7 protein-coding genes and 3 pseudogenes are annotated in these 11,916 nt (G+C 52.8%); 6 read left to right on the plus strand and 4 right to left on the minus strand.

Annotated features, from left to right (window positions below; translation table 11 throughout):
* Window positions 1–56: 56 nt before the first annotated feature.
* Together ACSSVH_RS07165 and ACSSVH_RS07170 are read right to left on the minus strand one after the other, a co-directional pair.
* A complete protein-coding gene (locus tag ACSSVH_RS07165) occupies window positions 57–266 on the minus strand; it encodes a hypothetical protein (protein ID WP_143110419.1) in 210 nt (69 codons plus the stop codon).
* A pseudogene (locus ACSSVH_RS07170) lies at window positions 263–1,462 on the minus strand (DNA cytosine methyltransferase); the annotation flags it as partial. The pseudogene ACSSVH_RS07170 and the gene ACSSVH_RS07165, both read right to left, overlap by 4 nt.
* Here ACSSVH_RS07170 and ACSSVH_RS07175 point away from each other — a divergent pair.
* Both ACSSVH_RS07175 and ACSSVH_RS07180 read left to right on the plus strand, forming a co-directional pair.
* Window positions 1,458–1,706: pseudogene (locus tag ACSSVH_RS07175) on the plus strand (phage portal protein); the annotation flags it as partial. The pseudogenes ACSSVH_RS07170 and ACSSVH_RS07175 sit on opposite strands and share 5 nt — an antisense overlap.
* Window positions 1,707–2,019: 313 nt before the next feature.
* Complete coding sequence (locus ACSSVH_RS07180) at window positions 2,020–3,360, plus strand: colicin-like pore-forming protein (RefSeq protein ID WP_492634276.1); 1,341 nt, start codon at window positions 2,020–2,022, stop codon at window positions 3,358–3,360.
* Between the two features lie 21 nt (window positions 3,361–3,381).
* Here the strand turns inward: ACSSVH_RS07180 and ACSSVH_RS07185 are convergent, their stop codons facing one another.
* A complete protein-coding gene (locus tag ACSSVH_RS07185; protein ID WP_346647402.1) occupies window positions 3,382–3,729 on the minus strand; it encodes a colicin E1 family microcin immunity protein in 348 nt (115 codons plus the stop codon).
* 111 nt (window positions 3,730–3,840) lie between these two features.
* Between ACSSVH_RS07185 and ACSSVH_RS07190 the strand changes: the two are divergent.
* Window positions 3,841–4,017 (plus strand): annotated as a pseudogene (locus tag ACSSVH_RS07190) (DNA adenine methylase); the annotation flags it as partial.
* A 393-nt stretch (window positions 4,018–4,410) separates the two neighbouring features.
* On the opposite strand, the gene ACSSVH_RS07195 reads toward ACSSVH_RS07190, so the two are convergent.
* Window positions 4,411–5,208, minus strand: a complete 798-nt coding sequence (locus ACSSVH_RS07195; RefSeq protein WP_492634277.1) for a BRO-N domain-containing protein — start codon at window positions 5,206–5,208, stop codon at window positions 4,411–4,413.
* 1,081 nt (window positions 5,209–6,289) lie between these two features.
* Here ACSSVH_RS07195 and ACSSVH_RS07200 point away from each other — a divergent pair.
* From ACSSVH_RS07200 to ACSSVH_RS07210, 3 genes are all read left to right on the plus strand, one after another.
* The gene (locus tag ACSSVH_RS07200) at window positions 6,290–7,522 is read left to right on the plus strand and encodes an EAL domain-containing response regulator (protein ID WP_432755198.1); all 1,233 of its coding nucleotides are present in this window, start codon (window positions 6,290–6,292) and stop codon (window positions 7,520–7,522) included.
* Window positions 7,523–7,634: 112 nt separating this feature from the next.
* On the plus strand, window positions 7,635–8,261 hold the full coding sequence (locus ACSSVH_RS07205) for a response regulator transcription factor (protein WP_169954276.1): 627 nt from the start codon (window positions 7,635–7,637) through the stop codon (window positions 8,259–8,261).
* A 2-nt stretch (window positions 8,262–8,263) separates the two neighbouring features.
* Window positions 8,264–11,890 (plus strand): transporter substrate-binding domain-containing protein, encoded by a 3,627-nt coding sequence (locus tag ACSSVH_RS07210; RefSeq protein WP_492634278.1) that lies wholly within the window; start codon window positions 8,264–8,266, stop codon window positions 11,888–11,890.
* Window positions 11,891–11,916 lie beyond the last annotated feature (26 nt).

An 11,916-nucleotide genomic window follows, 5' to 3' on the forward strand; every position in this document is an offset into this window, starting at 1 on the left:
AGCAAGAAAAAAGGCCCGTCGCCGGGCCTGATGTATTGCGGTTTTAGTGTTGCCGATCACTGCTGGCGAAGTAACCAGAACAGGCTGGCACTTTTTCTAGGTGCCGGTGTGGCCCCAGCTTGAGCCTCCTCGGCACGGCGCTTGGCGTTGAGGGCCTGGCGCGTTTTGCTGCATTTCTGGTGGTTGCCGTGGGCACGCGATCTGCCGCATTGGTCGCAGACGCCGGTTAAGTCGAGGTTCCATGGGAAGGATTTACCGTTGTTCATAGAGCGACCTCCCGCTCTGCCACGCTCAGGGCAATCGCGACCGGTTGTACCCAAATTGGCATGCTGTTGAGCATGAAGGTTTCGCCGGCTTGGGCCAGCAACAGGGTGGTGCCCATCACATGGGCGATTGCTTCGGCGGCCGCCGGTGGAACTGCGTTCCCGATCCGCTCTCGCCATGCCTGATCACTCAGGCCGTCCAGCTCAAACCATTCTTCTGGTTCAACCAGACTTTGCAGCGCTGCCAGCTCCAGCGTGGTGAACGGCCGGTGCCAGGTGCCGTCGAGGCTTTCGATAACGCAGGTCAGCCGCTCGTTGGCTTCTGGCATGCGGGGATCTGCGACGGACCACCGCCCATTATCCTGGCGGGCGCTGGCTGAAACGGCCCCACACTGGTCGCTCCAACCCACAACGCCATAATGCCCGCCAGTTAGGTAGGCATCGCCTTTGGTGCGTTTCATGCCGGGGCGTGGATCCTGAACGGCGAAAGCGCCCTGGCCTGTGGTGCTGCCGGAAATTACGGTGCGTGAGGTGCCATCCCACTGAGCCACGTTGTATTTTGCGTGTCCGATACCAGGGTCACGTGGGTCAGCAACGCTGAACGTCCCTTGCCCGGGTGACTTGACGCCGATTACCGCGCCACTGGTTTCGTCCCAGCGCCGGACACCGTACTGCTGGTATTGCAGTGCGCCGGCTCTGGCCCGTGGATCAGCTACCGAAAACTTGCCGTTGGTTGGGCCGCTGCGTGCGGCGACGGTACCGGCGGTTTCGTTCCAGTCATGCACGCCCAGGAAACCGTCACGGAACTGGGGAACAATGACCAGATCGCGTAGGTAGCCGTCCTCGATCGCTAAATCGTTCAGGCAGCGCCAGTCCTTACCAGCTTCGACCAGGGCGAGGCGAACCCACGTTTTCCATTGCAGCGCCGGAACCCGGTGCATTGGGCCCGCGGCGGCAACATCGCCAGCCATTGGCATGCGGTCCAGGATCGAACCCACAGACTTGAGCGTCTTTTTCTGTGGCTCGTACAGGAAGGGCGGCACCTTCTCGATGTGCCTGGCAACGAGCAAGAAACGCTTGCGGCTCTGGGCCAGGCCGCCGATTACGCCGCAGTCGTGAGTGGTTTCTGCAACTGCATAACCGTAGTGGTTCAGCAGCTTGTTGATTTGGTCCAGCAGGTGCCGGCCACGGGTGGCCAAAGACGAATTCAACTCGATCAAAAATCAGACCCGTGACGACGTGCTTGCAAGCTTGCGCATTCCTCCGCAACTGATGGGCATCGTGCCGCAAAACGCGGGTGGGTTTGGATCGATCAGGGAGGCGGCGCAGATCTATGCGGCCAATGAGCTGGAGCCGATTCAGGCTCGTATGTCGCAAGTGAATGAATGGCTCGGGGAGGAGGTTGTTCGCTTCAACCCCTATGCAGTTCCTGCAGGGGCTTAAACCCCTTGCGCAGCAAACGAGGAGTCAAACCTACGCGTCAACTGCGGCCCGTCCTTAGCCGTCAAAAAACTGGTTTTGACGGTCGCCTTAGCAGTAAATGCAAACGTATATCAATACCGTTCATCTGGAAAAATATGCACCAGTGCATATTTTTCTTGATGTTTTTAACTGTGTTTATGTACAGTGTTTGTGTTCCTTGCTTTCTCCCTCTTAAACATCACTGATGCTGAGAACTGTCAGGTAAGGAAACCCGGAAATTCTGGTTTAAACATTTGACCAGGTTTACTTTAGTTAAGTTGAAAAGGAAATCGATATGACAGAAAAGAACATTCTTGTAAAAGTGCCTATTACTCCGCCTACGTCCGGTGGAACCGGTGGATTTACTTCTGGGGGGCCATTAGAAATCGGGCCTACTATTATCACCGCAGGGAAAATTCCAAAGTTTTCAATGTATGGAATGGGTGGGGGTTATGATAGTGATAATTCCCTTCGTGCCCACAATGAAAAATGGACACAGCTATTGGGATTTGATCCTGAAAATCGCCCTGGAGGTGCGCGTTGGGTTGGCATGGTAAGGGGGCCGCTTGGTGCGCAAGAGTCTAAAATCAAGCAGCAGTATGAAGCGGTGCTAAAAAATCAGGAAACTTTGCTAAAGGAAGAGATTGAAGAATTAAAGGCAAGCAATCCAGATTCCGGTAATACGCCAGTTGAGAAACTTACGCATGAGCTGTCTTTGCACAATGCTCTGATCGCACAAAAGAGTGCCGATCTCCAAGAGCAGATTAAAGCAAGCGAAGTATTTTATGGTAGCAACCCTATTGGTAAGACACCTATTGATTTTGCCAAAGGTATGTCTCGTCTCCGTAGGCAAGGAGTGACCGCTGACGACGATATAATTTATGAGCGGCATAAGTCGCTGACAGCGGCTTACGAGGCAAAGCTGCTTGAAACTGCTATTGCAGCGTTAACTGCTAATGCCGCAGGGGTTAAATCAGTGTTGGACGCTACTACAGCTGCTCAGCAGGCCCGTGTTGCAGCTGAGGCTATCGCGAAAGTCGCCGCAGAGGCTGCGGCTGTGGCAGAGGCGAAACGGGCGGCTGATGAGCAAGCTAAATATGAAGATGCTATTAAGGCCACCGCCAGCTTTTATGAAGAGGTAGCGGGTAAGTTTGGTAATAAGGCCTCTACGCTAGCGCAAGAGTTGGCAGAGAGCGCTAAAGGGAAAAGTATTCGCAGTGCCGATGAGGCATTTAAAGCATTTGATAAGTATAAGAGTATTTTGGATAAAAAATTTAGTGCTAAGGATTGGGATGCGGCAGCAAAGCAGATTGACTCAATGGATTTTGATGCTGTCGGTAAGGCTGCAGCCAAGTTTGGCAAAGGATTTGGATATGTAGGGAAAGCAATGGATGTTAAAGATGTTTATCTGGAAGTTAGTAAGGCTATGAGGTCTGGTGACTGGAAGCCAGCTTTTGTAAAGCTCGAAACTATTGGGCTTGGATTAGCTGCGACAGCCATTGTTGGGGTTGTCTTTGGGTTCGCAGCGGTAACGCCGCTGGGGATACTAGGGTTCGGAGCTTTAATGGCTTTGACAGGGGCAGTCATTAACGATACTACAGTTGAAATGATGAATAAATATTTTTCAACTATTTAAATGGGTGTATCAGCACTACCCTTATGAGTAGTGCTGTTTTTTGAAGTGGGAAAATATTAGATATATTAATCCGAGGGGGATGGCAAAGAAAAAACAAAATAAATAAAAAACAGCGTATGCGCCATTTTTTCCTGAGGTTTCCATGAGTAGTCCTCTGCTCCAAAATTCTTTTGTTGTGTAATGCAGAGCTATGTTTTCTATAAGTCGCTTTGAAAACGGGAAAAGAAGTGTATTTATCCCTGATACAATTGGGTGAAGAATTAGCTTCGGGGCTATTGTTACGCTTGAGCCCCAATCATAGTTGTAAACTGAAAGGCCGAAAAATAGGATTCCCCACATTAAGTTTTTTAAATAATAATCTCTTTTCATGTTTATTGCTCCCTCAGATTTTGCAAGTTTAAGTCATTGAAGTATCCCGTTAATTTACTAAAAAACAACGGTTTAGTGTACAAAAAATCCGCTTTCTCTATTTATTCCTATAAGGTCATGTTCAGCATCAACGCCAATCCTGACATAAGGCGAGTGTTCGCTTGAGTCCATTTTGAAATAGTGGAGCTTCTGTATAGCACGGCGAATCAGCAGCAAGGAAAGGCCGACGTCAGTGAAGAACTGGTGATCATGAATTGGGAGCCGGCAGCGTTGGGAGTGGTGTTCTGATCTGACGGCTACGCCAGGACAAAGGGCCACGCATGAGGTGGATTTTTGCTGACTGGAGATTGGCTTTCCCAGGGCAAAAGTCTGAACTGGAGTGATGAGGTTTCGCCCTTCGGCACTATGAAAAAAACCACTTAGATACAAAATTTTAAGGGCGCTCCTGCAAAATTTTTGGTTGTTCGTTCCGGTGAGTACAGGAATTTCAGGTGTAAAAGACTCTGTAGTCGCTGGCACCTGCTGGGGGGGGCGCTTGGCCTAGGGACGTTGATGCGTCACAGGTCTGGCGAGGAAATTGACGTTCTACATTTTTGGGCTGTGATGTGCTCCAGCACCTGGCGCGCGCCGTCGTCCTCCCTCGCCTGACGACTAAATGTATCGAGTTTTTTGCACCCATTCTCATTCAGCCAGTCGCTCAAACACCCAGCATTTGATGATCCTTCCGGTTAGTCGACTGTGAACAGCATGGTTCTTGTGCAGGCAGCGGGGACTCCGGCTTTGCCACATGGCTTGGCGTAGGACGGTGTCGATTTGTAGCAATTGGCCGTTCTCGCTGAGCAAGCGTGTTAGCTCTCGTAGATTGACGGCCAGGGTATTTGAGCGAACAGCGTGGTTATAGTGCACGCCTTTGCCGTCGAGAAAAGTCAAAGCCTCCCAGAAGGTCTTAAGAACGTCCGGTACGTTGGGCGTGGTGAGACCTAAGCTGTCGATCTCTGGGGTAGGTAGGCCCAATGCATTGGACACGTCAGCCAGTTGCTGGTGAATAAGCGTGCGCAGCGCGGGATCACGAGTGCGATGGAGTTCTTTACCTAACACTAATCGAAGTCGGTGATTAGCAATGCGCGCTGAGGCTGTCGAGCGGTTTTCCAGTTGATAGCTGCCGGTCTTGCGCAGAGCTGGAAGTACCTCGTCGCAAACCCATGACTCGAACTGCTGAGCCTCCTCCTTCCGGCTTCTGATGATGAGCCTGTATAGGTTACCTTCATCAATGAATTGCAGCTCTTGCTTACCTTTTTCCGTTAGGGTGTCCGTTATACGGACATCCTTCTCGCGGCAGTTGTCGCTGATCACCTGTCTTGAGTTGCTGTAGCCGAGAATCGTGCAAATATCCTTAGCGCAAAACCAATGCTCTCCGTTCTCTTCTGTCACGACTCGCACCGGCAACGCTTCAAACTCAAACAGTATGGGCATGCTCATCGGTGCGTTCCTTACGAAGTCTTGTTCAGAGTGTGGCATCAAGCAGTTTGCCCAGCCTGGCTGCGATCGGCAACTCGATCTACACCTGGCGCGCGCCGTCGTCCCCCCACCTCGCCTGCGGGCTAAATGGGTCGTTTTTTCTGCGGCCCTGCGGACAGCCCAACGCGGCACTGGCTGGGGGGCTGCTCGGCGTTGTGGGGGGCTCAAAAGCCTGAGGAACCCTGCACCGAGGGGGTATTTTGTTGAAGGCGTCTAAAGGCTCTGCTGTTGAGGGGGAGGGGGGGAGTCTCAAAAAGAGTAACTTCAGTAATCTCCCCACAGAAACGGTCTGGAGGCCACGTATCCCGTGGGTTTTTAGATTACAAAAAGGAGTAACAGAGAAGTAATTGAAAAGGTAATTTTTTACCAAGCTGTTGATTTTAAAGGAGTTTATAAAGGTTGAGAATTACATTTATAAAGAGTAATCAGATTACTTCAATATCACTTAAAGATTACCTTTTGCTAGAAACATAAAAACCTTTAATTTCAATAGCTTGAGCGTAAAAAACGGTCAAGATTACTTATGTTACTCTTTTTTTGCCCCCCTCCAGACCCCGGACGTCAGGCCTCTATACGTGTGATGCGCACGCGTACAGAGATGCATGCTGATGCTCATGGGAATGGCGTGGGAATGCTTTTGCGCAACTGGCACCGCTGGAGCCCTTGTATTCCGGGGCCTCGGCTGCGAGATTGCGGGTGCGGGTACTTTCGAATCTCTCCTTCACCGCCATATTGTTATGAAAAAGCCCCGTTTTACGGGGCTTTTTCATGTCTGATGTTTTTTGTTCCCCCATCCGCCCCCCCTACGTTTTTTTGCGTGTCGGTTAAGCTGGCAATGAATGTCGCTTGGTCATTTGCTGGCTGGCCTCCTGAGGCCTTGCGTGAGTTCTACTGGACATGTCGACGGCGCTCGTGCGAGTGAGGTGATCCAACCGTAGGTCGCCTTACGGATTATTTAATTTCTGGCACGGTAATTAGGGCTATCCCTGGGAAATTTCCTACATGTCGGGAGGATGTTTCTCTAAGGGCGCAGGATAGTTAGTTGGCAAAGTCCTACCCATTAATAATGGGTAGGTTGAAACAGATGGTTGAGGGGTGTGTTCTCGTCATAGAAAGCCATGCGTTGCAACGCAGTGTGTTGGTCAACGGGTTGCTGAATCTGCAGGTGGCGAGCGTTGTGTCGGCCGGAAATGCAATGCAAGCAGTGGATCACATTCGCAGTCAAGCAGTGATCGACATCATTTTTTTTGACCTTGCTGACGGTTCGATTAACAACCTTGAGTTTCTGCGCGTGGCCAGCGAACTGGGTAACGTACGTGCGCTGGTTATACATGGAGAGTTGCCGCTGGCATTGCGGCGTTCGGTCGAAAAGTTGACCACTTTATCTTCTATCCGTTTACTCGGTGTGTTGGAAAAGCCCCTGCAACTGCGGGCTTTGCAAAAGATCCTGTCTGATTTCACCCCGTTGTACTGCTCTGCACTGAGGGGGACTCTGACAGCGATTGAGTTGATCCCTCGCCAGCAGGTTCTGCTGGGTTTGATGGCTGGAGAGTTTCAGGCCTGGTACCAACCCAAGTTCAACCTGCACGATGGCCGATTGTTTGGTGCCGAGGTTCTAGTGCGCTGGAATCACCCCCAGCGCGGGCTTTTACTGCCTCGGGATCTGTTGGCGGCAGTGGTGGCTTATGACCTGCTCGATGAGATGTTCAAGCGGCTTCTAGACCAAGGGCTCGAACTCATGAGCCGGCTACGCGAGCAAGGGTTTGATACGGGGCTAGCGTTCAACCTGACAGCCTCTCAATTGGTGAGCAGCGACCTGGTCGAACACGTTATCCAGCGCTTGCATCAATATGAATTGCCGGGTGCTGCACTGATGTTCGAGATCACCGAAAACGGTCTGCTGGATTTGCCAGCCTCTGCTGTGGAAAATTTGTTGCATCTGCATCAAGCCGGCTGTGGTTTGTCGGTCGATGACTTCGGCATTGGCTTTTCCTCTTTGACGCAACTGGCGCATTTGCCCTTCAACCAACTCAAGCTAGACGGTGTCTTTGTCCGGGATGTTGACGATTTGGGGAACAGGGCGGTCATTTCAAGTAGCGTGGCGCTGGCCAGGGCGCTGAAGATGGATCTGGTTGTCGAGAACATTGAAAATGCCTATACGCTCAACGCCCTCGTCGATCTGGGCTGTTCATTTGGCCAGGGTTTTCATCTGGCGGTCCCCATGAGTGCTGACGACTTTGCAGTGTGGTTGCAATGCCGCGCCTCGGTTGCATAAAAAATAGATGCCATAATTTTGCCAGGCGCGTTTTAAGCTACTTTGTATAGAGCTTAAGGTCGGGATGTCTTGTTCTGGTGATGGTGTGTTGTTGTCTCCCGAAGAGGTTCATATGTTAAAAGCGTTAGTCGTTGATGATCATTCGTTTGTTCGTGCCTCTGTAAAGTTACTGGTTGGTGCCGAACAGTTTGAAATTGTGGCGGAGGCGGCTAACGGTGTGGAGGCTGTACGCCTAGCGCGAGAGCATGTCCCCGATCTGATCCTGCTCGATATCGCCATGCCATTACTTGATGGTCTGGAGGTGATCGGTCGCATCTCGGCGCTTGGATTGCCCTGTAAAATTCTGGTGCTGACATCCATGGAGGCTTCTTTTTATGCCATGCGCTGCATGAAAGCCGGAGCCTCGGGCTATGTTTCCAAGACGGGGAGCCTTGAGGAGTTGACTCGCGCGATCAAGGCGATAAAGGATGGTTACAGCTATTTTCCATTGCTCTCCAACAGCTCGGTGCGCGCTGGTGACAATCAGGTCAGTGAGTCTGACTTGATTGGTCAACTGTCCGACCGTGAGCTGACCATTTTGCAGCAACTGGCTCGGGGTTTTAGCAACAAGGAAATTGGCGACTCGATGCTTCTGAGTAACAAAACCATCAGCACCTATAAAACCCGACTGATTGAAAAGCTCAACGTCAAGTCAGTGGTCTATCTTGCCGAGTTTGCCAAACGCAACAACCTTCTTTAAGCATGAAGCGGCCAATCGGGTTTCTGTTTTTTTTACTCTGTATCAGCCCTCTTGTTCAGGCGGTGCATTTTCACGACGATATCGAGCCGTTGAGGTTATTGGGACGCTCCCATCTCACCGGGTTGAACCTGAAGTTGTCGGACGCCGACAACCGTTTGTTGCGCGATAAAAAAAACGTGCGAGTCGGGGTTGCCATCACCGACTCGGCGCCTTTGGGCTTGAGTGCAAGTACCTACGATTACGAAGGGGTGACGGCTGACTATGTGGAGCTGATTTCGGACCTGTTGAACATCGACATCCAGGTTCAACGCTATCCCGACCGTGCACACGCGATAGAGGCACTTAAAAGAGGTGAGTTTGACCTGCTCGGGATCGCCACGCATGTCGACGAGGCCGATCCCGAGCTTGTAGTTTCAAGGTCTTACTTCGATGATCAGCCGGTGTTGGTTAGCCGGCGTGATGCCGGCGTGGAGTTGCCTAAGGATCTTGGCGGGCAGCGTTTGGCTATGTCTGCGAATGGCCTACCCCCTTCCGAGGTCATGGCGTACTACCCGTTGGCTAAACTGCAGATCTACCCGACCGATCTGGACGCCATCAGTGCTGTGGTTTTCGACCAGGCTGATGTGTACTTGGGAGGGGCGGTTACTTCCAATTATCTGATCAACCGAAATTTCCTGCACGACGTTCACCTGTCAGACTTCGCGAGCCTGGAGGTGAGCAGCATTGGTTTTGCATTACGGGTTGAAGACCGTCAGCTTCTTGAAATCATCAATCGGGCGTTGGCGGCGATTCCTGCCGAAGAAAGCATGACCATCTTGCGACGCTGGGGGGCAGATACGATCACCGTACGCGACCAAGGCCCGGTTGACCTGAGCGCCAAGGAGAGGCGCTGGCTCGCAGACCATCCGCAGTTGAGGGTAGGGGTATTGGAGAGCAGTCCTCCACTGGCGTTTTTCGATCAGCAGGGGAGTTTTCGCGGTATCAGCGCTGATTTGTTGGCGATGATTCGTCGGCGTACCGGCCTTACCTTCGAGGTGGTACGTGCAGATTCGATGGATGGCCTGGTGGCGTTGGTCAAGAAGGGCAAAGTGGATTTCATTGCCGCGTTTCACCAGAATACGGATAACAGCGACCTGCGTTTTACCCGGTCCTATTTGACCAACCCTTATGTATTGAGTATTCGTAAGGGCGATGGGGCATTTGGCCGTTTGGAAGATCTGGCCGGTAAACGCTTGGCAATCAGGCACGACAGCGGCGTCCGGAATTACATTGAACTGCAGTACCCGGGCATTGTTTTGGTTGAAGCGCGAGAGGCGGGTGAAGCGTTGTCGATGGTCGCACAGGGTAAAGCAGATGGCGCTGTCACGACCCTGGTCAATGCCCGCTATCTGATTGCTACCCAGTATCCATCCAGTTTGCGTGTAAGTGGTGCCGTGGGGGCTCCACCCGCGCAGATGGCACTTGCCACCGATCGAGGATCGCTAGAACTGTACTCGGTCCTGGACAAGGTGATGCTCAGCATCTCCCCGAAGGAGTTGGACGAACTGACCAATCGCTGGCGCGGTGAAGTGGCGGTGGATAACAAGCGCACGCACGCCAATCAATCGGAAATCATCCGCGGTTCTGCTATTGCTGTGATCTTGTTGCTGGTGGCATTCGCCTGGATTCTCTATTTGCGACGCCTGATCCAGAAGCGCGACGTGGCCGAACAGGCATTGAAAGAACAAATGGAGTTCATGCGCGTACTTATTGATGGGTTACCTCATCCCATCTACGTACGCGATCGCCAGACACGCTTGTTATTGTGCAATCGCCGTTATCTGGAGGAGATTGGCAGCACCCTTGAAACAGTTATTGGTAAACGCCTATCTGAAACGCAAACGCTGGACGACGATTCTGCCCAGGTTGCGGCCTATGAGCAGCTCTATCTGGAGGTGATGGACGGCGGCCAGGAGCTGCTGACCGACCGTGAGATTGTGTTTTTTAATGGGCAGACGATTACCGCTTATCACTGGATTCTCCCGTTTCGCAATAACGCGGGTGAGGTCAAAGGCATCATTGCGGGTTGGATCGATATCAGTGAGCGTGAGCGTTTGCTGGTGGAGCTCAAAGACGCCAAGCAGGATGCTGAGAAGGCCAATCGGGCGAAAACCACCTTTCTGGCCACCATGAGTCATGAGATCCGCACACCGATGAACGCAGTGGTGGGGATGCTGGAGTTGGCCATGAAAAAGGCAGACCAAGGCATTCTTGACCGTTTTGCCATCGAAGTGGCGTCGGGCGCCGCGCGTGGGCTTTTGGAACTGATCGGCGACATTCTGGACGTGGTGCGCATCGAGTCCGAGCGCTTGACGCTGTCACCGCAACGGGCGGCACTCAAAGACCTGGTGGTGTCGGTGGTACGGATGTTCGAGGGATTGGCCCGGCAGAAGCAACTGAATCTTGCGCTGTCATTCGATGAAGACGCCAACCAGGAGGTCTTGATCGACCCGCTACGGTTCAAACAGGTGCTTTCCAACCTGCTGGGTAACGCCATCAAGTTCACGGACGTCGGGCAAGTGCAGGTCTGTGTAGAGGTCACGCGTGCGGCCGCAGACGAAAGCATGGGTGTTCGTGTGCTGGTGCGCGATACCGGCATTGGGATTTCCCAGGACGATCAGCAGCGGCTGTTTGTACCGTTCAGCCAGGCCAGTCATGCGGGGGCTGGAGGCTCAGGCTTGGGGCTGGCGATCAGCCGTAAACTGTGTTCGATGATGCAGGGTGAGTTGAACTTGAGTAGCGTGATGGGGCAAGGCACGGAGGCCGAGGTGTTACTGGAGCTGGCGGTTCTTGCGCCATTGCCGCTCATCCGGCCGGACCCCGTATTACCCGAATTCAGCCAGCCGTTAAAAGTGCTGGTGGTTGATGATTATCCGGCCAACCGCCTGCTGTTGTCGCAGCAGTTGAGTTACCTGGGGCATACGGTTGCCGATGAGTCGGACGGAGCCCACGGCTTGCGTGCCTGGCGCAATGGTCATTTCGATGTGGTGATTACCGACTGCAACATGCCGGTGATGACAGGCTACGAACTGGCCAGGGCGATCCGCGCCGAGGAGGCTGATTCGGGCGCGGCGCCTTGCTTGATCCTGGGTTTCACCGCCAACGCGCAACCGGAGGAAAAGGATCGTTGCCTGGAGGCGGGCATGGATGATTGTCTATTCAAACCCATCAGTATGAAGGACCTGACTGCGCGCTTGTCCGGCGTGGAGTCGGTGTTCGAGGAAGCAGGGGACACTGATGCGTCAGTACCACTCTCCGACGACATTGACCTCAGCAGCCTCGAACAACTGGCTCATGGTGACCGCACGCTGGTTAACAGCTTGTTGAAGGATCTGGCCAGTAGCAATGAAGAGGATTTGTTACGGCTGCTCAAGCTCTACAGTGATCACGACTTGACCGGGCTGTCTGACCTGAGCCATCGAGTCAAGGGGGGAGCACGTATCATCAAGGCGCATCGACTGATCCAGTGCTGCGAGCAACTGCAAGCTGACTGCAACGGGCATGATGCCGTGCGTTTGACCCAATCGGTGGATGCTCTGCACGAGGCAATGGAGGCATTGGCGCAGCGTCTGGAGGAGTGTACTGGCTAGCCAGGCGTCAGGGGAACCAGATGCGT

It is taken from the genome of Pseudomonas sp. HC1(2025) (genome assembly GCF_058742075.1).